Here is a 24,350-nt window from a genome sequence, read left to right as displayed (position 1 = left end):
CCAGGTGACCACGTAAACTACAGATTATGAGCGAGCCGAACCTGAACGAGTCAACGCAAACCTTCGACCCGCATGCCAGCTCCCTGCAGGGAGAAGTGCAGCAGGAAGTGCTCGATGAGCTGTTTTCCATCCGCGGGAGCATCGACAACTTCGACGCCCAGCTGGTGTATCTGCTGGCCGAGCGCTTCAAGGCCACCCAGCGCGTGGGGCACCTCAAGGCCACCCACCAGCTGCCGCCGAGCGATCCGAACCGTGAAAAAGCGCAGATCGAACGCCTGCGCAGCCTGGCCCACGAGGCGCATCTGGACCCCGAGTTTGCAGAAAAGTTCTTGAACTTCATCATCTCTGAGGTCATCCGCCATCACCAGCACATCTCTGATTCGCACAAGTCCAACGGTGCAGATGCCTGATTCGAGCACTGCCAGCCAGGTCGGGCCGCACGCCGGCGTGCACGCCACGGCATTCTGCCATTTTCCAGGCACCGACCCGGTGGAGATCCACAAAGTCATCCGCGGGGAACTCGGCGAGCCGAACCTTGCAGTCTTTCCTCAGCTTGCGCAGCGCGGGGTGGGTGCCGACCCGCTGGGACGCAGCGCCGCGTTGGTTGCCGACATGGGCTTTGACCTGCAGCCGCACGGGTGGCGCATCGCCGTGCCCGATGGCATTGACGCACGCCGCGCCCGCAGCCTGCTGCGCAGCGATGAAAACCTGCTGGCCGACATCGCCGGCGCAGAAAAGAAGCATCCGGAGCGGCTGAAAACCACGGTGACCGGCCCCTATACCCTGGCCGCCGGCCTCTACCTGAGCGGCGGAGAACGGGTGCTGAGCGACTACGGCGCCCGCCGCGACGTCATAGAAGCCTACGCCCATGGGGTGGCAGCGCAGATCCAGCGACTGGCCAAGAGCACCACCATCAAGCACTTCACCATCCAGCTCGACGAGCCGATGCTGCCAGCGGTCTTGGACGGCACGGTGCCCACCGCCAGCGGCTACCGCACCCTGCGCTCGGTACCGCGCAGCGAAGTCCGCGCCGGGTACCAGCAGTTCACCCAGATTCTTGAGGATGCGCTCGGGTCGGATGCGGCGCACCTGGTGGCCAACCTTCCCAGCCAGGACGAGCAGCTGGTCGAACGCATCGACATTCTGCACCAGGCAGGAATCCGCGGGTGGGTCATCGATCCAGCCGGGCTGGGCCACCGACAATGGGAGCGCATTGCCGGGCTGGTGGAAGCCGAGGGGCAGATCTTCCTGCAGGTGCTGGAACCGGGAGGCAAGGCCCCCGGCGTCGTCGACGGCGTCAACACCATCCTGCGCCCCTGGCGCCAGCTCGGCCTGTCGCTGCATCGCCTGGGCCAGCTCACGCTTATGCCGCGCGGCAGCTTTGCCGAGTCTTCGGCGGCGCAGGTCATTCAGACGCTGGGGCACATCACCGGCTATGCGCAGGCGCTGGAGCAGACGCGGGTAGACGCCTAGCTGGGCTTTGCCTGCTAAACGGAGGAAATTGCGCCAGTCTCAGGGCATCTTTAAGGCTGGTTCATGTATCTTAGGAATATCGGCGATCACCAGATGACTCAAATCATCCCGATAGCTGACTGACGAGGAATTACATCTGGACAGACAGCAGCAAAAACGCCGAACCAAAATTTTCAGGGGGAAATTGCATGAAGGCACGAATTCTGGTCGTTGATGATGACGAGGCGTTGTCAGAAATGATCGGCATCGTCTTGCAGAACGACGGCTTTGACGCGTCGTTCTGCTATGACGGCTCCGGCGCCTTGGAAGCATTCCGCGAAGCGAACCCCGACCTGGTGCTGCTGGACCTGATGCTGCCCGGGATTGACGGCATCGAGGTCTGCAAGCAGATTCGGGCCGAATCCGACGTCCCGGTCGTCATGCTCACCGCCAAGTCGGACACCGCCGATGTGGTGCGAGGCCTGGAATCCGGCGCCGACGACTATGTGCCCAAGCCCTTCAAGCCGGCAGAGCTGGTGGCGCGCGTGCGCGCCCGGCTGCGCCCCAGCGAAACCCATGCGGCTGAAACCCTGCAGGTCGGCGAGGTCAGCATCGACGTCGCAGGCCACCGCGTGACCCGTTCGGGCCAGGTCGTGTCCCTGACCCCGCTGGAATTCGACCTGCTGGTCACCATGGCCCGCAAGCCGTGGCAGGTCTTTTCCCGCGAACAGCTGCTGGAGGCAGTCTGGGGCTACCGCCATGCCGCGGACACCCGTCTGGTCAACGTCCACGTGCAGCGCCTGCGCTCGAAGATCGAAGTTGATCCGGAGAAGCCTGCGATCATCCAGACTGTGCGCGGCGTCGGATACAAGGCTGGTTCGCAAAGTTGAGCAGTCACGCCCCGACCGGAAAAGAGCTGGTGCCGGTCGATGTGCGTGTCAATGATCTCCCTCAGGTAACGCGCTTCTACCGGATCAAGCACTGGATCCAGCGTCCCATCAACGTGCTACGCAACCGCTGGCAGCGCTATCTGATGTACCGCACGGTCATTTCGACCCTGCTGTTCACCTCGCTGGCGCTGCTCGCCGCCGGCGCGTTCCTCTCCAACCAGATCGCCTCCACGCTCTTCCAAGAGCGTTTCAACCAGATCGAAAAAGAATCCGAGCGCGGCCTGACCCAGGCCCGCTCCATTCTTGAATCCGCCGCCACCACCGACCGCGCCTCCACCCAGGCTCTGGTCAACTCAACCCTGGCCACCCTCGAAGGCGACGGCGCCACCGTCATCCGCGACTTTGTGCTCATGCCCATCGCCGGGGATGAAAACCTCTACGTCGGGCCGATGGCCTCCGGGTCGCTGACCCCGCGCATCATCCCTCAGGACCTGGCCGAACGCGTGGCGGCCGAGCAGGGCATCTTCTGGCGTTCCATCCAGCTGAACGCGGACAATGAAAAGAACCCGGGGCTCATCATCGGCACCAAGGTGCTGATCCCGCCGGGCCGCGAATACGGCCTCTACCTTGTCTACGACCTGTCCAGCGTGCAGGAGACCCTAGCCTTCATCAACCGCGCCATGACCTTCACCGGCATGGTGCTGCTGCTGGTCGTCGGCTTCGTCGCCTGGTCGGTGGCCCGCACCGTGGTCCGGCCGGTGGCCGACGCGGCCTATGTCTCCGAGCGCATCGCCGCCGGAGACCTGGACCGTCGCATGAAGGTCTCCGGCCGCGATGAAGTGGCGCGCCTGGGCACGGCGTTCAACCACATGGCCGCCTCGCTGCAGGAGCAGATCACCGCGCTGAACAACCTGTCGGCCATGCAGCAGCGCTTCGTGTCCGACGTCTCCCACGAGCTGCGCACGCCGCTGACCACCGTACGCATGGCCGCCGAGCTGATCCACGACGCCCGCGAGAACTTTGACCCGCTCACCGCGCGGTCTGCCGAGCTGATGTACAACCAGATCGAGCGCTTCCAGAACCTGCTCAACGACCTGCTGGAGGTCTCCCGCTTCGACGCCGGCGTGGCGGTGCTGGACCGCGAATCGGTGGACCTGAACGTGATCGTCGGCAAGGTCATCGTCACCGCCACCCCGGTGGCCGACGAATACGGCACAATCATCAGGCTCAATGCGCCGACCGAAGGCTGCGTGGCGGAGATCGACCCGCGGCGCGTGGAACGCGTGATCCGCAACCTGGTGCTCAACGCGGTGGAGCACGGCGAGGCCAAGCCCATCGACGTCACCGTGGCGGGGGATGAAACCGCCGTGGCCGTGACTGTGCGGGACTACGGCATCGGCATGTCGGAAGAGTCAAGCAAGCACGTTTTTGACCGCTTCTGGCGCGCAGACCCTGCCCGCGCGCGCACCACCGGCGGCTCCGGCTTGGGCCTGTCCATCGCGATGGAGGACACCAGGCTGCATGACGGGCGGCTGGAAGCCTGGGGCAAGATCGGCGAAGGCTCGGTCTTCCGGCTGACCCTGCCGCGCACCTCTGCGGACACCATCGATTCCTCCCCGCTGCCGCTGGAGCCCACCGCGGAGCCGACGCCGGTGGCCAGCGGCGCAGACAGCTTCCCGCTGACCGGCGAGGTGCCGAAGATCGGATTCACCCCGCTGGTGCTTGCCGATGAGGACGCCGACGACGACGTCACCGACCCTTCGGCACCCGGCCCTGCCGCCGGTGCCCAGGAGAACTCATGAAACGCTCACTGCTTCGAACCCTGGTCCTGCTGCTTGGATTCATGCTCGCCGCCAGCGGCTGTGCATCGATTCCGCGATCCTCCACGGTGCAGCAGATCGACGTGGACTCCAATGACGACGGGCCGGACAGCTACAGCTACACCGCCGACGGCCCGGCCGACGGGGCTGATGCCCGCGCCATCGTCGACGGCTTCGTCGCCGCCGGCCGTTCGGTGGACGAGGACTACGCGGTGGCCCGCGAATACCTGACCCCGGAGCTGAACCAGAAGTGGCGCGGAGACACCAACACGCTGATCTACGAAGCTGTCAACGTCGTCAACGGCGCAGGGACCAACCAGTACACCATCCAGCTGGAAATCATCGGGGACGTGGATGCCAACGGGGTGCGCACCACGTACCCGGACCACTCGACCAGGGCAGTGGATGTGGCGGTCAGCAAGGTCGACGAGCAGTGGCGGATCTCTGATGCCCCCAACGGCATCATGCTCGAAGCCTCCACCTTCAACAAGATTTTCGCGGCCCAGACCCTGTACTTCTACAACTTCAACCACAAGTATCTGGTTCCCGACATCCGCTGGTTCGCCAACGGCAGCGGCACAGCGACCTCGATGGTGCAGGCCCTGCTCAAGGGCCCGGCGCCCTACCTGCAGAATTCGGTAGTCTCAGCCTTCAATTCCGCCGGCTCTCTGGTGCGTTCGGCGGTGCCTGTACGCGACGGTACCGCAACGGTAGACCTCGACGCGGCAACCTTCGAAGACGCCACCGATCAGACCCTGCTGCTCATGCAGCAGCAGCTGGATGCAACGCTGACCACTTTGAAGAACTCAGTGACCAAAGTGAAGATGCTGCAGAATGAAACCGAAGTGACCCTGGCGGACCAGGGCACGAGCATTGAACAGGCGAAGATCAATCCAAGCTCCCCGGATACGCTGATCGGCGTATCGAAAAACTCGCTGGTCTACGTCAAGGGGCTGTCGCTGATTCCCGTCGGCGGGCTGCCGGATATCTCCGCGTTCAAGCCGGTGGAACCTGCAATGTCTCCGGTGGGCAACCGCTATGCCTTCTTGAACGGCTCCCGGACCCAAATGTGGACCATCGGGGAAGACGGCAAGCTGAGCCTTGCCATGGAAGGCAAGAAGCTGATCCAGCCGTCCATGGACGTGGCCGGATGGACCTGGACGGCCGACAACAAGGAAAAGAATCCCATCCACGCGATTCCGGACAACGCCAAGAACCAGGGCGAAGGCCGACCCATCAACGTCTCCTGGCTGGAGAACGCGACGGTGGATTCGCTGCGCATTTCCCGCGACGGGTCGCGGGCATTAATAGTTGCCACCAAGAACGAGACGACCACGGTGTATGTCGCTGGAATCATCCGCGACTCCGAGGGCATTCCACGCGGCCTGTCCAAGTCCCCGATGAGGATGTACCCGCACGTGCCGGTCAATACTGCGGTGTGGGCTTCTGACCGCTCGATCATCGTGGCGGGCCTGAGCAGCACCGACCAGGTTGCCCCCGTGCAGATGAGTTTCACCGGAGGCAGCGAAGACTTCCAGGTGCTGCTGGGCATGACAGGAATTACCTCAGGCATCGGCGACCAGCGGGAAGTTTATGCAGAAACCGTCGACCAGCTGTTTACCAGGGTCGGCAACTCGTGGCATGTCCTTGACGACTTCGCCAAGGATGTTGCCTACCCCGGCTGATATGCACACCTGGGACCCGAAGCGCCTGTGCTGACGGCCGACAGGCCCAATATGGGGGTATGGGCAACCAGTCATGGGACGGCGCACTTGACCGCCTGGTGCATTCGGCCCCGGTGCGCAGCATCGAATTCGCCGCGGTACAGGGAGCAAACCTGCTGCTTCCTGCAAGCTGTGCGGTCTGCTCGCGTGCAGACCACAGGCTGTGCAGCGACTGCAGGCGGGCCTTGCACGAACAGCTACGGCTTCCTCCGCTGCCGCACGGCCAGCAGGTCTATCTAGAATTGGCCGCACTGCAGCGGCAGATCCCTGTGGCAGCCGCCGGAATCTACGCCAATGAACTGGCGCGCGCAGTTTTGGCCTATAAGGATCATCAACGGTATTTCCTGCGCCAGGTCTTTGCGCCTTATCTTGCTGCCTGCCTGAACTCCATGCTCGTTCCGCAACCGGCGGACCGTCAAACACTATTGGTTCCCATGCCCAGCTCTCTGAAGGCGGTCGGCAAAAGGGGCTATCGTCCGGTCTTGGCGTTGTTGCGCGCGGCGGAACAGCGCGGACTGCTGGCTCGGGGATTGAGCATCGACACGCTGCTGCACTACAGCACCGGCCAGCTGTTCACCGGTACCCAGAAAAGTAAGTCAGGCTCGGCCCGGCGAGGGGCGAAGATCAGCTTCATTGCCCAGGAACCGGCTGTTCGCCGACAGCCGATTCTGCTGGTTGACGACGTTATGACCACCGGTTCAACTCTGAAAAAAGCCGCAATCACTTGTGAAAACGCGGGCTATGAGGTGCTGGGTGCGGTGGTTTTGGCGCTTACCAAGGGACCTTCGGATGGGGAAGAGGTGTGATTACGCTCAACGCGATATGAAATGTAGCTAAAGGGCATATGAAACTTCGCCGACGTGGCCTACAGTGAAGTATGGGTTGCATCCTAGAGATGCAGCGAAAGCCCATCTTCAGTTCGGAGGCGAAAACTCCGCAACTGTTGTGTCACCCGACTCTATTTTGGAGGACACCATGGAGCTGAACTACAGCGGACGCAACATCACCATTTCGGATCGTTTCCGTGAGTATGTTGACGAGAAAATCACCAAGGTCGACCAGCTGGCAACGAAGGTCCAGCGCATCGACGTGAAGGTCGTCAAGGAAGCTCATGCTCGTGACCAGAGCACCGCACTCTCCGTGGAATTGACGGTCGTCGGACGTGGACCTGCCATTCGAGCTGAGGCTCGCGGGGCAGACAAATTTGCCGCTTTTGATGTCGCTTTCGCAAAGCTCCTCGAGCGCCTGCGCAAGGCTCGTGACAAGCGCAAGGTCCACCGCGGAAGTCACACCCCGGTTGCAGTGCACCAGGCAACCAGCTCCCTGCCGGTAGTTTCTACCGAGAAGTCGCTGGTTGAAGAGACGCTGGCAGCCCGTGCAGCCAGCGAAGCGGAAGAAGCCGAGGCAAACCGCGAGTACTCGCCGGTTGTCATTCGCCGCAAGTCCTTCCCTGCTGAGGTCATGAGCGTGGACGACGCTGTTGACCGCATGGAGCTTGTAGGCCATCCGTTCTACCTGTTCATTGACGAGGCAACCGGTGAGCACTCCGTGGTCTACGGACGCACGCAGTACCAGTACGGCGTCATCACCTTGGACGCATCGCTGAATGCCGATGAGGTTTCCGCAACGGAGACTCGCGGCTACCGCGACAAGGCCATGGCGACCGAGGGCTAGTCATTAGCACTTTGATACCAGCGGGCGGCCAACGCACCCTCAGCCTGTCTCAGGCACGCAGGGTTGCGCTGGCCGCCCAATCTTTGTCCCGGGCGCGCCGGCGTGAGCCGGTGACTACCCGGAAGATCAATTCGACCCTGGATTCGATCGCTCAACTGCAGATAGACTCGATTAACGTCGTGACACGCGCCCACTACATGCCGCTGTTCAGCCGGCTGGGAAGCTACGACACCGCGCTGCTTGACTCGCATGTATCGAAAAAGCATGCGCGGACCACCGAATATTGGGCCCATGAGGCAAGCTATGTCCGCAGCGACCTCGTGCCAGATCTCATTGCCTGGCAGCGGCGGCGCTGGATTGACCGTTCGGAGCATTTCACTGCCGAGCATCATGAACTTTCTCGGAAGGTCATCGACTACCTGCGGCAGTGTCCTGGAACTACGGCAAGAGAGCTGAGCAGCGCGCTGAACGTCGCTCCGGTGGGAGAGAAAACGCACTGGGGATGGAACTGGAACGACACGAAATACGTCACCGAGTCGCTTTTTGCGCAGGGTAAGATTCTTTCGCTCGGGCGCAGCAGCCAGTTCGAACGCCGCTTTGCGCTGGCCTCGGACGTCCTGCCTGGAGACGGTGCGCCAGTGGTTCCAGAGGCCGCATTGGAGCGGTTGATTCTTCGTTCCCTGCGTTCCCAGGGCATCGGGACCGATCACTGCATTGCAGAGTACTTCAGGCTTCCACTCAAGCTGGTTGGAGCCCAGCTCGAACACATGAGCCAGCGCGGACAAGTCGAGTCAGTTTCGGTCCGGGGGATCAGCAAGCAATGCTACCTGCTGCCTGGTACATCTATCCCACGCAAAATCGATGACGACCTGCGCCTGCTCTCGCCCTTTGACTCGATGGTTTTCAATCGCCGGCGCCTAGAAGCGTTCTTCGACTTCAACTATCGCGTAGAGATCTACGTCCCGCAGCCGCAGCGCCGCTACGGATACTACGTGTATCCGATTTTGCTCGGCGAGAAATTCGTGGGGCGTATTGATCTGAAAGCTGAACGGCAGAAGCAAGTGCTCAAAGTGCAATCTGTGCACTATGAGCAAGAGTCGGATCCTGAAATTGAGCGCCAACTCGCCAGTGAACTTACCATGATGGCTTCATGGCTGGGACTGGATGAGGTCGAGCATAAACTGTGAGTCGACTGTTCAAGTGGTTTTTGTTGGCCATAAGAACCATGCAAGGTACGGGGAAATAGCCATCGTGGCGGTTTTCCTCACGTAGACTAAATACGCCAGATTTACTGTGCTTGAGATATTGGGAGCTACCACGTGGCATCATTGTTAGAACGTATTCTGCGTACCGGCGATAAGAAGACCCTCAAGGTTCTTCGGAAGTACGCCGAGACCATCAATACGTTGGAAGACGAGATTCGCGCACTGACCGATGAGGAGCTGAAGTCAGAGACTGACAAGTTCCGCGCCCGGTTGGCAGACGGCGAGTCCCTTGATGCCCTGCTGCCTGAAGCATTCGCTGTCGTGCGCGAAGCCGCAGACCGCGTGCTGGGCATGCGCCACTTCGATGTCCAGCTGATGGGCGGCGCCGCACTGCACCTGGGTAACATTGCAGAAATGCGCACCGGTGAAGGTAAGACTCTGGTTGCTACCGCACCTGCCTACCTCAATGCCTTGACTGGTAAGGGCGTACATGTGGTGACCACCAACGACTTCCTCGCCCAGTACCAGTCGGACCTGATGGGACGCGTCTTCCGCTTCCTGGGCCTGACTTGCGGCTGCATCCTGGCCAATATGGACCCTGCAGCCCGGCGCAAGCAGTACGCAGCAGACATCACTTACGGCACGAACAACGAATTCGGCTTCGACTACCTGCGCGACAATATGGCCTGGAGCAGCGACGAACTCGTTCAGCGCGGACATAACTTCGTCATCGTCGATGAGGTCGACTCCATCCTGATTGACGAGGCTCGTACGCCTTTGATTATTTCGGGCCAGGCATCGGGCGACGTCAACCGCTGGTACGTCGAATTTTCAAAGATCGTAGCGAAGCTGGATCGCGAGGACGACTACGAGGTTGATGAAAAGAAGCGCACCGTTGGCGTGCTCGAAACAGGCATCGAGAAGGTAGAAGACTACCTGGGCATCGACAACCTCTACGAAGCCAGCAACACCCCATTGATCGGGTTCTTGAACAATGCGATCAAGGCGAAGGAACTTTTCAAGAAGGACAAGGACTACGTTGTAGTCAACGGCGAAGTCATGATCGTGGACGAGCACACCGGCCGCGCACTAGAAGGCCGCCGCTACTCCGAAGGCATGCACCAGGCCATCGAAGCCAAGGAAAATGTTACGATCAAGGCTGAAAACCAGACCTTGGCGACCATTACCCTGCAGAACTACTTCCGCATGTACGACAAGATTTCCGGTATGACCGGTACTGCCTTGACCGAAGCCGCGGAGTTCCAGGGCACCTACAAGCTCGGCGTCGTGGAAATCCCAACCAACAAGCCCGCCATCCGCCAAGACCAGGCCGACTTGATCTACAAGAACGAAATCGCCAAGTTCAATGCTGTGGTCGAGGATATCGCCGAGCGCCACAAGACTGGCCAGCCGATCCTCGTGGGCACCACCAGCGTGGAAAAGAGCGAATACCTTTCCCGACTGTTGGCGAAGAAGGGTATCCGCCACGAAGTGCTCAATGCAAAGCAGCACGCGCGTGAAGCTTCGGTCGTCGCCATGGCCGGTCGAAAGAATGCGGTCACCGTGTCCACCAACATGGCTGGCCGCGGTACCGACATCATGCTCGGCGGCAACGCTGAGTTCTTGGCGGTTGCTGAAATGGAGCGTCGAGGCCTGGACGCAGAGCTCCACGCGGACGAATACAACAAGCAGTGGGACGAAGTATTCGCCCAAGCAAAGAAGACCGTTGCTAAAGAAGCAATCGAGGTTGCCGAGCTGGGTGGCCTGTATGTGCTGGGCACCGAACGCCACGAATCACGTCGCATCGACAACCAGCTGCGTGGTCGTGCCGGACGCCAGGGAGACCCAGGCGAGTCGCGTTTCTACCTGTCGATGACCGATGATTTGATGCGCCGCTTCAACTCGGGCATGGCTGAGCGGATCATGAACAATCCGTCAATGCCAGATGACGTTGCGCTGGAGTCGAAGATGGTCTCCCGAGCTATCGAGTCCGCCCAGGCCCAGGTTGAAGGCGTGAACGCCGAGCAGCGCAAGAACGTGCTGAAATACGACGACGTGATGAACCGCCAGCGTGAAGCCATCTACACTGATCGACGGGCAATCCTCGAAGGAAACGACCTTCAAGAAAAGGTTGGACACTTCCTCGAAGATGTCGTCAAGGCCATGGTTGTGGAAGCAACCCAGGTTGGAAATCCTGACGAGTGGGATCTGAAGCAGCTGTGGCTGAACTTGAAGCAGCTGTACCCAATCGGCATCACCCTGAGTGAAGTGACCGAAGAAGCTGGGGGAGTTGCCCATCTTTCGGCCCAGTTCCTCGAACGTGAGATCCTTTCCGACGCGCAGTACCAGTACGAACTGCGCGAGAAGCAGATCGGTTCCGGCGTCATGCGTGATCTGGAGCGCCGGGTAGTGCTGTCGACCATCGGCCGCAAATGGCAGGAGCATCTCTACGAGATGGACTACCTCAAGGAAGGCATCGGCCTTCGCGCCATGGCTCAGCGCGACCCGCTGGTTGAATACCAGCGCGAGGGATACACCATGTTCCTGACCATGATGGAAGGCATCCGCGAGGAAAGCATCGGCACCCTGTTCAACCTTGAGGTGCCCACCGGCGCCGAGGAAGCTGCCCAGGCCGGTCCGAGCGAACCTGCCCCGGCAACCAACTTGCAGTACACCGGTCCGGATGAGGACGGCCACGCGAACACCACCCGCGAGCCTGCTTCTAATCCACAGAAGAACAAGAAGAAGGCTAAGAACAAGCGCTAAAGCATTTCTAGCCCCGTCACCTGCCACCGTCCGTGCCAAGGCTCTATTCGAAGAGCTACGGCGCGGACGCGGTATTTAAAGCCAAGAATCACTGTGCACTCCCACGCACCGCCCAAGGTGGAGTGCAGACGCATCGATTGGACGCGTCCATGGCTGGTGCCGGGTTCCGGGTCGATTTTGTAGCCGTCAGTTTCGATGAGGGCCTGATTGCGGAGTTTGCTGATGCACTCAGCAGTCATAATGAAGCTCAATTGCGACACGCTGCGGTATCCTGCAATGATCTCGAAGACTGCCCGCGATACCGCATGTGAGAGTCGGATAATGCAAACCTTCTCCGGGTCGCTGGTGGCGCAGCGGTGAAAAATGTGATCCATTGAAAAAGCAATGCAATCCGGCGACGGCACATCGTTGCGTCCCTGGACAAATCTGTTGTGACAACGGCTGGAGCGCGCTTCGGGCTGCTCAGCTTGCGGCTGTACTTCTGCCAACTCGGCATGGATTAAATCCTGGTAGCTGGTGTCGATGCTCATGGGACTTCTCCTGAGGTAGTGGGTGGACGGCATGCGGCCCGGTGCACTGCGCAAGGGCCTCACACTAGGCAATGTGGGGTACTTGCAAGACCATTCCTGGTTCCAAGCGATCCGGATTTTCACCGATGATCTTCCGGTTCGCTTCATAGATCCGCGGCCAGAAGGCTGAAATTTCTGCGATCGTTGCCTGCCTTCCCAACTGCGCATCGGCAATGCTCCACAAGGTGTCGCCCGGCTTGACGATGATTTCCGTGCTGGCTTTGTCCGGTGCCTGCCGCTGGGAGTGCGGGGCGCCCAGAACCCGGGGAAGCTGAACGGGCAACGGTTCTGCGCTCCAGCGAGGGGTCGGCAGAAGCGAAGAGTTCTCCGATGACGCCTGCTGGGATTGATCTGCCGCGACGGTGTACGTGGCGTCGATTGACGAAGCTTGCAGATTTTGTGGTGCCGCGGCTGCGGCAGGTGAACTAGCCAAAAGCATCGAGGTGCTCAGGGCTGTACCTACTACTGCTTGTGTCAATGCAGGAGCCCAGCGGTGGGCTGCCCGCAGAAGCCGATGATGGTGGTTGCGTGCAGCCCAGCGCACAAGCAATACCAGCAATGCTCTCAGCAAGGCCAGCAGGCAGAGCACTAGCCCGGCAGCTAGGACTAGAAGCAGCATGCTGTCTGTGGCCGAGACTTCGGGATTGAAAACTGGCCGGGTGTTGAAAAACCAGTATGAAATTGCGGCGGCGGCAAATGCAGCTGAACCGCAGAATGTGACGGAGATGAACAGCTTCCTCTGCGTAATCATCATCAACAACCTCATTCACTGATGTTTGATCAAATTTGATAAAGTTAGATTCACATAATGACACTTCCGTGTGATTTAGGGAAGAGGGTTTCGAGAAATTGAATTGACTCGTACAGTGGGCACATGCGGTGGGAATCTCTATTCGATGATCTGGAATCGCAGTTGCAAGGAGAAATCGCTGCGCAGCTTCGCGAAGAAATCACGCAGAGCATCAGGGCCGAACAGGCCACAGAAACGTTAGCCGAGCGTCTAGAAAAACTGGCCGGACAAATGCTGCGGCTGCAGCTGGGATCCAAGCTCGAAGTTTCGGGAAGGCTCGGCCCACTCGGCGACGGCTACCTCTGTATCGATTCGGAGGCCGCAGATTGGGTGATCAACCTGCAGGCGCTGCGCCGCCTAAGCATTACCGCACCGCGTGCTGGAACGCGCCGATGCCGCGTGAATCGGTCGAAGATCAAGCTTCCAACGCTGTTGCGAGGCATCATGCGGGACCGCAACCGAGTCCAGATTTGCGCCCTCAACGGCGATGAACTGGCCGAAGGGACGATGGGCCAGGTTGGAAAGGACTTTTTGGTCATGCTCGTGCATCCGCGCGACGAATTTGCCCGAGACTCAGCGGTGAGCGAGCAAGCAGTCATACCGCTGGACGCCATTGGATGGGTCGTAATACCCAAGGGGATTTAATCCACAGATCGATAAAGTGCCTTTCGTGCACATGGAAGTTGTCGTAGGCTCACATCAAATGCATCGGTGGCATGGAGGTGTTGGTTGTGCCCAGTGAACAACGTTCCAAGGAATCGCTTCCCAAGCTTGCAGCGAGAGTCAAACGCCCTGGTTGGAAGGATCCCAGACTGGCGCTTGGAGCTGCGCTCATCACTGCATCGGTTATCGGAACTGTATTCCTTGTCAGGGGAATGAACGAGACAACCTCAGTCTACGTTGCGGCAACAAATATCACCCTGGGGGAGCAGCTGACCCATGAGAACCTCAAAACCAAGGAAGTGCAGCTCGGTGACTCGCTGCAGCACTACTTGGTAGTCGAAGAAACTCAGCTTGAACAGGCAAGGGCCAACACATTTATTGAAGCGGGAGAACTGATCCCGCAAACCTCGATCACCAGCAGCCAGCTGGGCTCGCGGAGACCGGTCAATATCGAGCTTCCCACAGGGCTGAGCGAGGCGATCACCCCGGGGACATTCGTGGATGTCTGGGTGGCTAAGCGTGAAGCGGGCGGCGCAGCCTATGGCGTTCCTGACCAGCTTGCAACCATGGTTGAGGTTTCGGCACGCAGCGACCGTGCCGGCGGCATTGTGGGAAACAATGGCACTAATCTCGAACTCTTAGTGGAAGCAGATGCACTGGAATCGTTCCTGCAAGCATTGGCCAACGACGCGCGGCTGACGGTGATCTACAATCCTGCCGGGGACCAGACATGAGCCTGACGGTGGTGATACTGGGACGTGAAGAACATCTGGTGCGCGAGGTCGAGGGATATCGTGGAGAACTGATCGTCGTGCGCGTCTGCGATGAAGTCCCCGAAGCAATAGCCGTCTGTACTGTGGAAGCAGTTGATGTGCTGCTCATTGCTCAGCGAAGCCTAGTGCCGCCGCCGGAGCAGCTCGATGACCTGAAGCTTCAACGTACAGTGGTGGTTTTGCGTGATGCCGACCCACAGGAGCAAACAGCAGAATCAGGCCTGATCGAGGTTGCAGACAACATCAGCATGATCGATTTAGAAGCGCGGATCCTTCACGCCCAAGAATTCCTGCACGGACATCATGACCTCGCGCACGACGCGGCCAGCGCCCAGACTCGGCAGGCCCAGGAACATCAAGGGCGGATGGTCTGCTTTTGGGGTGCCTCAGGCTCGCCCGGCCGCAGCACCCTCGCCTTGAACTATGCGGTTGAGGCAGCGGCACAGGGGCAATCGGTCGTCATCGTGGATGCCGACACCTACGCCGCGTCTATCGCCATCCAGCTGGGCTTGATGGACGAATCAGCCTCCATTGCGCAGATCTGCCGTGTTGCAGATTCCGGCGCCGCCGATCCTGCAAGGCTCAAGGCTGCCTGCATGGCTGTCCAAGTTGGCGGCTTCGTGATCCAGGTTGCCACCGGCATCCCTCGTGCCAGCCGATGGCCGGAAGTACGCGCCGCGGCGCTGCGCCGCGCCATTCAAGCACTGCGCAGCCACCACGACATGGTGGTCGTGGATGTCGCCGCGTGCATTGAACTAGACGAGCAGCTGAGCTTCGATACCCAAGCGCCGCAGCGCAACGCAGTCACAGTAGAAATGCTGCAGTGCGCAGACGAGATATTTATGGTGGTCGCGGCCGACAGCCTGGGAATTCCGCGCGCCATCAGGGCATTGGACGAGCTGGAGGAAAGGGTTCCTGGGATTGAGGTGAAAATCATATTCAACAAGGTCGCAGTGGCCAACTCTGGACGCAGTCCGAAGCGCCGCGTTGAAGAGGCTTGGGAGCGCTTTGGGCCAACGCACTTAATCGTTGGCTTCTTGCCCAATGACAACGCGGTCTGCAGTGCTGCAATCTTGGCAGGAAGCCCACTGTTAGAGATCGCTCCAAAAAGTTCACTTCGCGCCTCAATCCGGCAACTAGCTGGCATTAAATCTACGGATTCTTCCCGAAAGGGGGCAAGCCGTCGATTTGAGCGGAGCCGGTGAACAACGAGTCTTTGAAAACATGTAATGTGGATAAAACTATAGGCCCGCAACGGCGCGGGCCGATCGAACATCGTTCTTGGAGGCGTTCACTTGAACTCGTCGGAATCCAGCATGTCTGAATCATTCATGGATGCGACTCTCACCCCATCCTTGGTGAGCGAGTACTACGGCCAGATCGCGAAGGAGGACGTTGCGGCTTATCGGCCAGACGAACTCCAATCGCGTGTCGCCGCCCATCTGGAAATTGGTTATCAGCGCGAAGCAGATACAGCAAACGTCGCCATCACCGGTCATGCCGGTGTTTCGGTAGTTAACATCGTCACCGATGACATGCCATTCTTGGTTGACTCCGTGACCGCCGCGCTGGTCCAGCTCAAGGCCCCAATCCAGCTGGTTGTCCACCCAACGTTCGTGGTCGCGCGCGACCGCGCCAACGGCGAGATCTCCCAACTGAGCTTCACCGGCACCCAGCATGTTGCCAGCGGAGACACCGCTGCGCTGGCCGACCTGAGCACCTTGACTTCGACCAATTCGCTGACCAAGGTCGAGTCTTGGATCTCCGTTGAACTCGCCCGCGAGCTGAACGATGCGCAGGCAGAAGAGATCATCTCCACCCTGCACAAGGTGCTCAACGACGTGCGTGTTGCAGTCACCGACTGGGCCGCCATGCTCGACCAGGCACGCGAGATTGCCCAGAGCCTGCCGCAGACCGCCAATGCCGGCGAGATCGCCGAGCTGGACCAGGCAGTGCAGCTGCTCGAATGGATGGCCGACGACAAGTTCACCTTCCTCGGCTACCGCCAGTACGACCTGCAGACCGTCAACGGCGAAGACGTCTTGGTGCCCAACGAAGGCACTGGACTGGGCCTGATGCGCGACCTGGAAAACCAGGGCCCGCAGCATCTGACCAAGCGCGGCCGCATCACGGCCCGCGACAAGCGCGCACTGATCGTTACCAAGGCGAACTCCCGCTCCACCGTGCACCGCGGCGTGTACTTGGACTACGTGGGCGTCAAGAGCTTCGACGCTAACGGCGAGGTCAACGGTGAACGCCGCTTCATCGGCCTATTCTCCTCCAGCATGTACACCTCGAGTGTGGACACCGTACCAGTGGCCCGCGAGAAGGCTGCTGCGGTGCTCAAGTCCACCGGCTTCGCACCCAACTCGCACTCGGGCAAGGACATCACCACGATCCTTGAAACCTACCCGCGCGATGAAATGTTCCAGATCAGCGTCGAGGACCTGACCGAAGCAGCCCTGGGCATCCTGCGCCTGCAGGAACGCCGCCGCACCTCGGTCTTCCTGCGCACCGATGACTACGGCCGCTTCGTGACTGCGATGGTCTACATCCCGCGCGACCGCTTCTCCACCGCGGTGCGCTACCGCGTCGAGCAGGAGCTGCAGAACACCTTCAACGCAGAATCCGTAGAGTACGAAGCACAGCTGGGCTCCGGCTCGCTGGTCCGCCTGTTCTACCGCCTGCGCCTGCAGCGCCACGGTCTGGCCCCGGTGGTGGACCGCAAGGCCCTGGAAGACCGCATTGCCACCGCAGTGCGCTCCTGGTCCGAAGCCATCGTGGACACCGCACGCGCCAACCTTGAACTGGGCGAGGCCAACTCGCTGACCAGCATGTGGGCCGAGGCCTTCCCAGCCTCCTACAAGGTCCAGTTCGAGATCGACGATGCACTGAGCGACATCGAGCTGCTGGCCGAACTGGATGAGGAATCGGCCGCCCACGGCCCTGTCGTCTCCTTCTACAACCCGCGCACCGACGACGAAGATGCACTGGTTTCCAAGCGCATGAAGATCTACGTCGACCGCCCGCTGCTGCTCTCGCGCATCCTTCCGGTGCTGCAGGACCTGGGACTGGAAGTTGTGGACGAGCGCCCCTACGAGCTGAACCCAGAGGGCATCGGCCAGCGCTTCATCTATGACATGGGCCTGAAGGTCGATGAGAGCATCGACTTCGATGCAGTGCAGGACAAGCTCGCCGCCGCCTACGCGGCAGTGGTCCGCAACGCCGCCGAGTCCGACAAGCTCAACGCACTGGTGCTGCGCGAAGGCCTGGACTGGGAAGAAGTCGCCATGCTGCGCGGCTACGCGCACTACCTGCTGCAGCTTGGCGTGCCAAACTCCACCGGCTTCATCGCCAACGCACTGGTCAACAACGCAGACGTCACCCACGGCATCGTTGCGCTGTTCCACGCCACCTTCGACCCTCAGCTGTCCGCCGAGCAGTCCGAAGCTTCCCGTGCAGCTGCCCACGAGCAGATCGCCCAGGCGCTGGAAGCAGTTCCAACCCTGGACGCCGACACCCTGCTGCGCCGCATCGTGAAGGTCATCGAAGCCACCAAGCGCACCAACTACTATGCCCAGGGACACCAGGCGCTGGCATTCAAGCTGGCACCGGAGGAAATCGACTTCGCTCCATTCCCTCGCCCGAAGCACGAACTGTGGGTCTACTCGCCTCGCATCGAAGGCACCCACTTCCGCTTCGGCGCAGTGGCCCGCGGCGGCCTGCGCTGGTCGGACCGTCGTGAAGATTTCCGCACTGAGGTCCTAGGCCTGGTCAAGGCCCAGATGGTGAAGAACTCGGTCATCGTGCCTACCGGCGCGAAGGGCGGCTTCTACGCCAAGCAGCTGCCAAACCCTGCAGTGGACCGCGGCGCATGGATGGAAGAAGGCAAGGCGGCCTACCGCATCTTCATCCGCACCCTGCTGGAGCTGACCGACAACCTGGTCGCCGACGAGAACGGCGAGCACGTCGAGTCCCCGAAGAACGTTGTGCGCCGCGACGGCGACGACACCTACTTGGTGGTCGCCGCCGACAAGGGCACCGCAAGCTTCTCCGACATCGCCAACTCGATTTCCGAGGAGAAGGGCCACTGGCTGGGCGACGCCTTCGCTTCGGGCGGCTCGGTGGGCTACGACCACAAGGGCATGGGCATCACCGCCCGTGGCGCTTGGGAATCGGTCAAGCGCCACTTCTTCGAGCTGGGCATCGACACCCAGAGCGAAGAGTTCACCGCAGTGGGCGTGGGCGACATGTCCGGCGACGTCTTCGGCAACGGCCTGCGCCGCACCAAGACCGTCAAGCTGGTCGCCGCATTCGACCACCGCGACATCTTCCTGGATCCGAACCCGAACCCGGCGGTGGCCTTCGACGAGCGCGAGCGCTTGTACTTCACCCCGCGTTCCAGCTGGGCAGACTACAACCCAGAGCTGATCTCCGCCGGCGGCGGCGTCTACTCGCGCAGCCTGAAGTCGGTTCCGGTCAGCCCCGAGGTCCGCGAGGTCCTGGGCCTGGACGCTTCGGTGACCGCAATGTCCCCGAACGAGCTGCTCAAGGCCATCCTGTCCGCTCCGGTAGACCTGCTCTACAACGGCGGCATCGGCACCTACGTGAAGTCTTCGGCGGAGACCAACGGCCAGGTCGGCGACCGCGCCAATGACGCCATCCGCGTCGACGGCGCAGATTTGCGCGTGAAGGTCGTGGGCGAAGGCGGCAACCTGGGCATGACCCAGCTGGGCCGCATTGAGGCAGCCCGCAAGGGCGTCCTGTTGAACACCGACGCGATCGACAACTCCGCAGGTGTGGATACCTCGGACCGCGAAGTGAACATCAAGATCTTCGTCGACCGCCAGATCAAGGCCGGAAACATCGACCCAGCGGAGCGCAAGGACTTCCTGCTGGCGATGACCGACACCGTCGGCGACCTGGTGCTGCAGACCAACTTCAACCAGAACGTGCTGCTGCTGAACGAAAAGCATGCGGCGCTGACCTGGGCTCCTGCCTACGAGCGCCTGATGCAGTGGCTGGAGGAGCACGCAGACCTGAACCGCGCGCTGGAGTTCCTGCCAACCGCAGAGCAGCTGGACGAGCGCCGTGCCGCCGGCGAGGCCATGACTGCTCCAGAGCTGTCGGTGCTGGCCGCCTACGCCAAGATCCAGCTGGCCCACGCGCTGACCGAATCAGACTTGGCAGAAGACCCGTACTTCGCCAAGACCATGCACCGCTACTTCCCGCCACGCCTGGTGGAGCGCTTCGGCACCCAGCTGCAGTCGCATCCGCTGCGCAAGGAGATCATCGCCACGGTGATCGCCAATGATGTAGTGAACATCGGCGGCATCACCTATGTCTTCCGCGCCATGGAAGAAACCGGTGCCAGCGAACTGCAGATCGCCAAGGTCTTCTGCGCGCTGCGCGAGGTCTACCGCTTCGATGCGCAGTTCGAGGCCATCAACGCCCAGCCTGCCGGCACGGATGTCGAGTACTGGGGACGCCAGCACCACGACATGCGCCGCCTGCTCGACCGCGCCACCCGCTGGTTCATCAACCGCGTCGACCAGGAGCTGCTGGTCAGCCAGGCTGTCGAGCGCTACGAGGCAATTGTCACGCAGCTGCGCGAAGAACTTCCAAGCCTGCTGCGCGGTAACGACCAGGAACGCTTCCAGCAGTGGCATGCAGATGCCATGGAGAAGGGCATCGGGGAACGCCGCGCCAGCATGTGGGCCTCGCAGTTCGAGTCCTACGCGCTGCTGGACGTGGCAGACTTGGTGCAGCGCCGCCAGGACGACGTGGCCAAGGTTTCGGAAACCTACTTTGTGCTCTACGACATGTTCCAGGTGGACAACCTGCTCAACCGCATCACCAACCTTCCTCGTTCGGATCGTTGGCAGGCTCTGGCCCGCGCGGCCATGCGCGATGATCTGTACACCACGATCATCGACATGACCGCGAACGTGCTGGACGTCGAGGGCGAGTTCGCCACCGCTGACGAGCGTGTTGCAGCGTGGGAGGAAGCAAACGCGGCTAATCTTGATCGTGCGAAGGCAATGTTCGCTGAAGTGAACAGCCTGGAACGCGATGACATGGCATCGCTGTCCGTCGCCCTTCGCCTGCTGCGTTCCATCGTCCGGAGGTAATCACCCCTTATGGCCCTCATCACCGAAGATCTACGTCTAAAAGCCGACCTCGGCCCCGGTGATGAGGACTGGCTCCACCTGCTGGTGGGGGACTGGCAACTGGTAGCTGACCTCGCGTTCGCTGACCTGGTGCTCTGGTTCCCCACCGGCGACGGTTCCTATACCGCGTTGGCTCATGTGCGCCCTTCCACCTCGCACACGACCTTCCATACCGACTTCGTCGGCGAGCGGATCCGCAAGGATCTGCGCATCATGGTGGATGAAGCCTGGAAGACCCGGCAGATCCAGCGTTCTGCTGACCAGGCCGGCACCGAGATCATTCCCGGGCTGACAAGTGTTCAGGCGATACCGTTGGTACGCCAGAACCGCACCATCGCGGCGATCACCTCTCATTTCGACCGCAATCAATCGCGAACCCCATCAAATCTTGAACTGGTCTACCGCCAAAGCGCCGAAGACTTGCTGATGATGTCCACCCGAGGGCTGTGGCCCGATTTTGCCAGCCCCACAGGGTCTAGGCGGGGAGCACCCCGCGTCGGCGATGGATTCATCCGGCTTGAAGCAGGCGGCGCCGTAGAATTCGCCAGCCCCAATGCCGTCTCCGCCTTCCGTCGGCTCGGCGCCGCAGACGTACTGCAGGGCCAGCGCCTCGCGGATCTGACCATGGCGCTGGTGCGCGACCGCCGCGTCGTCGATGAAACCCTGCCGCTGGTGCTGCAGGGAAAGATGCCGTGGCGCACTGAAGTAGAGCACCGCGGCGTGACGCTCTCGCTGCGCGCCATCCCGCTGCGCGACCAGTCCCGGCGCTGGGGCGCGCTGGTCCTGTGCCGCGATGTTTCAGAACTTCGCCGCCGCGAGAAGGAACTCGTCACCAAGGACGCCACCATCCGCGAGATCCACCATCGGGTGAAGAACAACCTGCAAACCGTAGCTGCGCTCCTGCGGATGCAATCTCGGCGTATGAATTCCGATGAAGGAAAGCAGGGTCTCGAACAGGCAATGCGCCGAGTGTCGACCATCGCATCGGTGCACGACTTCCTCTCCAAGGGCCTGAACGAAACGGTCAAGTTCGACGAGCTCATGGATCGCCAGTTCCGCCTTATCGTGGAGATCGCTTCTCCGGGCCAGAAGGTTTCAACTCGGCGCGAAGGCAAATTCGGGATGCTTGACGCGGACCTGGCAACCCCGTTGTCCCTGGTCATCAACGAGCTAGTCACGAACGCCGTGGAACACGGCTTGGCCCACAGGGATGGCAACGTTGCCCTCATCGCCGAACGCTATCGCGGAGCCGACACCAGAGAATGGCTGCGGGTGACCATTGAGGATGACGGACACGGCCTGCCGCAGGGGGATCGGCGTGAAGGCCTCGGGCTGCAGATCGTGCGTACGCTGGTCAACAGCGAACTCTCCGGTGAGATCCAATGGCTTGACGGCGAGCCGACGGGAACACGCGTTGTCATTGACATGCCGCTGACCTTGGACCGGTAGGCTGCTGCCGCAGGCCAAACGTCATCCAAACCAAAGAAGAAGGCGAGCCGGGAATCATCCCGGCTCGCCTTCTTCTTTGGTTTCTAGCGGTACTGCTGCATCAGCGACTTCACGCTGGCAACATACTTCTTGGTGTCTTCATACATGCCGTACTTTCGCACGCCGCCCAGGCCCTGGTAGTACGCAGCGATGGCTTCGTCCAGGTTGTCGGTGTTGTCCAAGTTGTAGCGGATGACTGCGACGCCAGCCAAGGCATTGTCCTGTGGATCCATGAGGTTCAGCTTCTTGCCGACGCGTCCGGAAATCCACTCTCCGGTGCTTGGGATGACCTGCATGGCGCCAATGGCGTTGGCCGGTGAGACCGCACGCATGTTGAAGCCGGATTCCTGCATGCCATGAGCCAGAGCCAGCGCTGGGTCTACGCCCATGCGGTTGGCCTGGGCTGTAATGATGCTCTGCATCTCGGAGCGGCTTGGCACCGATATGGAATCCAGGTAGTTCTTGTTCTCATTGGCGTCATTGACCACGTGGTCTTCGTAGGTGCGGCCCAAGAAGGTGTTAGGCACCTTTCGCGGCTTTGAGTTGTCCGACGTAGAGGAAATCGATGAACCGTTGACCTTGAGCTTGGTACCGATCTTCAGCGGCGTTTGGGTGCTGATTGATGGGTTCAACTCCAGCAGGGCCGCCAGCTTCATATTGTGGCTGGTGGCAATCCCGCTCAGCGTGTCGCCGGACTTCACCGTATAGGTGGAGGACTTTGGCGCACTGCTCCTGGGAGCCTTGCTGGAAGAATTCGATGAGCCATTCGAACCAGATACCTTGATCTTGTCGCCCGGGAAGATCTTCTTGCTGGCGGAGATTCCATTCAGCGAAAGAAGCTGCGAAAGCTTCATATCGTGTTTGGCAGCGATGCCGCTCAGGGTGTCGCCGGACTTGACAGTGTAGCTTGCGCTGGACTTCGAAGACTTTGGAGCGCTGCTCTTTGAATTCGACGAAGAGGAGTTTGAACTGCCGTTGATCTTGATCTTGTCGCCTGGGCGGATGATCTTGCTGGCCGAAATGCCGTTCTTGCTCAGCAGCGCCTGCAGGCTCATGTTGTGCTTGGCGGCAATTCCGCTCAGGGTGTCTCCGGCCTTTACCGTGTAGGTTGCCGAGGACTTGGTCGACGATGACGAGCTCTTGGAGGAGCTGTTTGAATCGGAGTTGGAGTTCGACCCTCCCTTGACCTTGAGCTTGTTGCCTGGATAGATCGTCTTATTGGCCGAGATGTCGTTCAGGTCCACGAGGCTGGACAAGCTCATGTTGTGCTTGTGTGCGATGCCGCTGAGGGTATCGCCAGCCTTGACGGTGTAGCTGCCGGTGTGCGACTTCGAGGAGGAGTTCGAGCCGTTGGACTTGGAAGAGCTGCTGGACGAGCCGTGGCCGGGTACCTTCAAGGTTTTGCCGGCAACGATGAAATCGCTCTTCAGATGGTTCAGATCCTTGAGCTTGCCGACGGTGGTGTTGTATTCGGCGGCAAGGCCGGACAGCGTCGCTCCGGCTGGAATCTTGATTTCTTTCACGCTTGCCTTGGCCGGGAGGCCAAGCGTTGAAACGCGTGAAGCGATCAAATGAGCCTTGATCTGATCTTCAGCAAGCTTGATGTTTTCGGGAGTAATCGACTTGGCAGCGGATCCTGGAGTGGATACAGGACTGACCGGAGCAGCTTGAGCCGCCGGAGCCAGCGCGAGGCTGCCAATCACTGCGGCGGGGATCGCTGCGCCTGCAACGACGCCTAGCGTGTGCTTGGATGCGGATTTCGCTTCGTGGGGCATGTAGGCATTCCTCAGTTGTACGGTAGCGATGATTGCCATCACGATCGCGTACTACCAGCCCAACTGTGCTGAGTGAGGATCGTGTTGCAATTGTTATCAAAGTGATACATGAAAATTTACACTACTTAAGTGACGCATGGGAACAACTGGGACTCGATCTAGCCAATTTTCTGCGGTTATTTACGATTTGTGGGAACCTTAAAGGGTGAAAGACATCGAAAACCTTGTAGGCCAGTGGCTCAACTTGCCAACTGTTGCTGAGATCCTAGACGTTGATATCCGCCGAGTGCACCGGCTGCTGGATGAACGAGCCATTATCGATCTGCGAATTGGCGATCGCAAAGTGCGTTCGATCCCTGCAGATTTTCTCCAAGATGACCAGATCGTTGACAGCCTGAAGGGTACTCTTTCGGTTCTGAAGGATTCTGGCTTCTCCGATGAGGAAAGCATCGCTTGGCTGTTTACCGAAGATGAGTCGCTGCCTGGTACGCCGATGAATGCGTTGCGCACGGGGCGAAAGACCGAAATTCGCCGCCGCGCCCAGTCCTTGGCCTGGTAGCCAAGCGCACTGCAAAGCAAAAAAGTCTCGCT

19 protein-coding genes are annotated in these 24,350 nt (G+C 60.4%); 16 read left to right on the top strand and 3 right to left on the bottom strand.

Annotation, left to right across the window (positions count from 1 at the left end):
* The first annotated feature begins 26 nt into the window (after nt 1–26).
* The 9 genes from AUR04nite_RS13160 (at nt 27) to secA (ending at nt 11,531) form a co-directional block, all read left to right on the top strand.
* The gene (locus AUR04nite_RS13160) at nt 27–410 is read left to right on the top strand and encodes a chorismate mutase (RefSeq protein WP_141365792.1); all 384 of its coding nucleotides are present in this window, start codon (nt 27–29) and stop codon (nt 408–410) included.
* Nucleotides 403–1,473, top strand: a complete 1,071-nt coding sequence (locus tag AUR04nite_RS13155; RefSeq protein ID WP_141365789.1) for a uroporphyrinogen decarboxylase/cobalamine-independent methonine synthase family protein — start codon at nt 403–405, stop codon at nt 1,471–1,473. Before AUR04nite_RS13160 ends, AUR04nite_RS13155 begins: the two co-directional genes overlap by 8 nt.
* Before the next feature lie 188 nt (nt 1,474–1,661).
* A complete protein-coding gene (gene mtrA, locus AUR04nite_RS13150) occupies nt 1,662–2,342 on the top strand; it encodes an MtrAB system response regulator MtrA (protein WP_141365786.1) in 681 nt (226 codons plus the stop codon).
* A complete protein-coding gene (gene mtrB, locus AUR04nite_RS13145) occupies nt 2,339–4,144 on the top strand; it encodes an MtrAB system histidine kinase MtrB (RefSeq protein WP_141365784.1) in 1,806 nt (601 codons plus the stop codon). Before mtrA ends, mtrB begins: the two co-directional genes overlap by 4 nt.
* A complete protein-coding gene (locus AUR04nite_RS13140) occupies nt 4,141–5,847 on the top strand; it encodes an LpqB family beta-propeller domain-containing protein (RefSeq protein ID WP_141365781.1) in 1,707 nt (568 codons plus the stop codon). The genes mtrB and AUR04nite_RS13140 overlap by 4 nt, the downstream gene beginning before the upstream one ends.
* A 59-nt stretch (nt 5,848–5,906) precedes the next feature.
* Nucleotides 5,907–6,692, top strand: a complete 786-nt coding sequence (locus AUR04nite_RS13135; protein ID WP_141365779.1) for a ComF family protein — start codon at nt 5,907–5,909, stop codon at nt 6,690–6,692.
* A gap of 169 nt (nt 6,693–6,861) precedes the next feature.
* A complete protein-coding gene (gene hpf, locus AUR04nite_RS13130; protein ID WP_141365777.1) occupies nt 6,862–7,560 on the top strand; it encodes a ribosome hibernation-promoting factor, HPF/YfiA family in 699 nt (232 codons plus the stop codon).
* Between the two features lie 83 nt (nt 7,561–7,643).
* Complete coding sequence (locus AUR04nite_RS13125; protein ID WP_218024685.1) at nt 7,644–8,747, top strand: winged helix-turn-helix domain-containing protein; 1,104 nt, start codon at nt 7,644–7,646, stop codon at nt 8,745–8,747.
* Nucleotides 8,748–8,879: 132 nt separating this feature from the next.
* Complete coding sequence (secA, locus tag AUR04nite_RS13120; RefSeq protein ID WP_141365773.1) at nt 8,880–11,531, top strand: preprotein translocase subunit SecA; 2,652 nt, start codon at nt 8,880–8,882, stop codon at nt 11,529–11,531.
* Here secA and AUR04nite_RS13115 read toward each other — a convergent pair.
* Complete coding sequence (locus tag AUR04nite_RS13115) at nt 11,528–12,061, bottom strand: Rv3235 family protein (RefSeq protein ID WP_141365771.1); 534 nt, start codon at nt 12,059–12,061, stop codon at nt 11,528–11,530. The two genes, secA and AUR04nite_RS13115, sit on opposite strands and share 4 nt — an antisense overlap.
* A gap of 64 nt (nt 12,062–12,125) precedes the next feature.
* Nucleotides 12,126–12,719, bottom strand: a complete 594-nt coding sequence (locus tag AUR04nite_RS13110; RefSeq protein WP_170184206.1) for a LysM peptidoglycan-binding domain-containing protein — start codon at nt 12,717–12,719, stop codon at nt 12,126–12,128.
* 7 nt (nt 12,720–12,726) lie between these two features.
* Here AUR04nite_RS13110 and AUR04nite_RS17945 point away from each other — a divergent pair, with 7 nt between their 5' ends.
* The 6 genes from AUR04nite_RS17945 to AUR04nite_RS13085 all read left to right on the top strand — a co-directional run bounded on the left by AUR04nite_RS17945 (nt 12,727) and on the right by AUR04nite_RS13085 (nt 21,945).
* Nucleotides 12,727–12,873: a hypothetical protein gene (locus tag AUR04nite_RS17945; protein WP_170184205.1), complete on the top strand. Its 147-nt coding sequence runs from the start codon at nt 12,727–12,729 to the stop codon at nt 12,871–12,873.
* 101 nt (nt 12,874–12,974) lie between these two features.
* Nucleotides 12,975–13,535, top strand: coding sequence for a hypothetical protein (locus tag AUR04nite_RS13105; protein ID WP_141365766.1), 561 nt, complete (start codon nt 12,975–12,977; stop codon nt 13,533–13,535).
* Between the two features lie 230 nt (nt 13,536–13,765).
* Nucleotides 13,766–14,287: an RcpC/CpaB family pilus assembly protein gene (locus tag AUR04nite_RS13100; protein ID WP_170184204.1), complete on the top strand. Its 522-nt coding sequence runs from the start codon at nt 13,766–13,768 to the stop codon at nt 14,285–14,287.
* The gene (locus AUR04nite_RS13095) at nt 14,284–15,531 is read left to right on the top strand and encodes an AAA family ATPase (RefSeq protein ID WP_141365762.1); all 1,248 of its coding nucleotides are present in this window, start codon (nt 14,284–14,286) and stop codon (nt 15,529–15,531) included. Before AUR04nite_RS13100 ends, AUR04nite_RS13095 begins: the two co-directional genes overlap by 4 nt.
* Nucleotides 15,532–15,642: 111 nt before the next feature.
* The gene (locus AUR04nite_RS13090; protein ID WP_246055526.1) at nt 15,643–20,457 is read left to right on the top strand and encodes an NAD-glutamate dehydrogenase; all 4,815 of its coding nucleotides are present in this window, start codon (nt 15,643–15,645) and stop codon (nt 20,455–20,457) included.
* A gap of 9 nt (nt 20,458–20,466) precedes the next feature.
* On the top strand, nt 20,467–21,945 hold the full coding sequence (locus AUR04nite_RS13085; protein ID WP_141365760.1) for a sensor histidine kinase: 1,479 nt from the start codon (nt 20,467–20,469) through the stop codon (nt 21,943–21,945).
* 83 nt (nt 21,946–22,028) lie between these two features.
* Here the strand turns inward: AUR04nite_RS13085 and AUR04nite_RS13080 are convergent, their stop codons facing one another.
* Nucleotides 22,029–23,759: a lytic transglycosylase domain-containing protein gene (locus AUR04nite_RS13080; RefSeq protein ID WP_170184203.1), complete on the bottom strand. Its 1,731-nt coding sequence runs from the start codon at nt 23,757–23,759 to the stop codon at nt 22,029–22,031.
* Between the two features lie 205 nt (nt 23,760–23,964).
* On the opposite strand from AUR04nite_RS13080, the gene AUR04nite_RS13075 reads away from it, so the two are divergent.
* On the top strand, nt 23,965–24,318 hold the full coding sequence (locus AUR04nite_RS13075) for an Rv2175c family DNA-binding protein (protein ID WP_141365756.1): 354 nt from the start codon (nt 23,965–23,967) through the stop codon (nt 24,316–24,318).
* Nucleotides 24,319–24,350: the final 32 nt, after the last annotated feature.

This window comes from Glutamicibacter uratoxydans, assembly GCF_006539925.1.
Lineage (GTDB): Bacteria > Actinomycetota > Actinomycetes > Actinomycetales > Micrococcaceae > Glutamicibacter > Glutamicibacter uratoxydans.
The sequence above is the reverse complement of the archived record's forward strand: the minus strand, read 5'-3'. Positions and strand labels throughout refer to the sequence as shown.

What these genes read in the sequence shown, in the direction of transcription:
- AUR04nite_RS13115 (WP_141365771.1), bottom strand. Translation starts at nt 12,061, where the DNA reads ATGAGCATCGACACCAGCTACCAGGATTTAATCCATGCCGAGTTGGCA.
- AUR04nite_RS13140 (WP_141365781.1), top strand. Translation starts at nt 4,141, where the DNA reads ATGAAACGCTCACTGCTTCGAACCCTGGTCCTGCTGCTTGGATTCATG.
- AUR04nite_RS13095 (WP_141365762.1), top strand. Translation starts at nt 14,284, where the DNA reads ATGAGCCTGACGGTGGTGATACTGGGACGTGAAGAACATCTGGTGCGC.
- hpf (WP_141365777.1), top strand. Translation starts at nt 6,862, where the DNA reads ATGGAGCTGAACTACAGCGGACGCAACATCACCATTTCGGATCGTTTC.
- AUR04nite_RS13090 (WP_246055526.1), top strand. Translation starts at nt 15,643, where the DNA reads ATGTCTGAATCATTCATGGATGCGACTCTCACCCCATCCTTGGTGAGC.
- AUR04nite_RS13085 (WP_141365760.1), top strand. Translation starts at nt 20,467, where the DNA reads ATGGCCCTCATCACCGAAGATCTACGTCTAAAAGCCGACCTCGGCCCC.
- AUR04nite_RS13135 (WP_141365779.1), top strand. Translation starts at nt 5,907, where the DNA reads ATGGGCAACCAGTCATGGGACGGCGCACTTGACCGCCTGGTGCATTCG.
- AUR04nite_RS13080 (WP_170184203.1), bottom strand. Translation starts at nt 23,759, where the DNA reads ATGCCCCACGAAGCGAAATCCGCATCCAAGCACACGCTAGGCGTCGTT.
- AUR04nite_RS13105 (WP_141365766.1), top strand. Translation starts at nt 12,975, where the DNA reads ATGCGGTGGGAATCTCTATTCGATGATCTGGAATCGCAGTTGCAAGGA.
- mtrA (WP_141365786.1), top strand. Translation starts at nt 1,662, where the DNA reads ATGAAGGCACGAATTCTGGTCGTTGATGATGACGAGGCGTTGTCAGAA.
- AUR04nite_RS13155 (WP_141365789.1), top strand. Translation starts at nt 403, where the DNA reads ATGCCTGATTCGAGCACTGCCAGCCAGGTCGGGCCGCACGCCGGCGTG.
- AUR04nite_RS13110 (WP_170184206.1), bottom strand. Translation starts at nt 12,719, where the DNA reads ATGCTGCTTCTAGTCCTAGCTGCCGGGCTAGTGCTCTGCCTGCTGGCC.
- AUR04nite_RS13160 (WP_141365792.1), top strand. Translation starts at nt 27, where the DNA reads ATGAGCGAGCCGAACCTGAACGAGTCAACGCAAACCTTCGACCCGCAT.
- AUR04nite_RS13100 (WP_170184204.1), top strand. Translation starts at nt 13,766, where the DNA reads ATGAACGAGACAACCTCAGTCTACGTTGCGGCAACAAATATCACCCTG.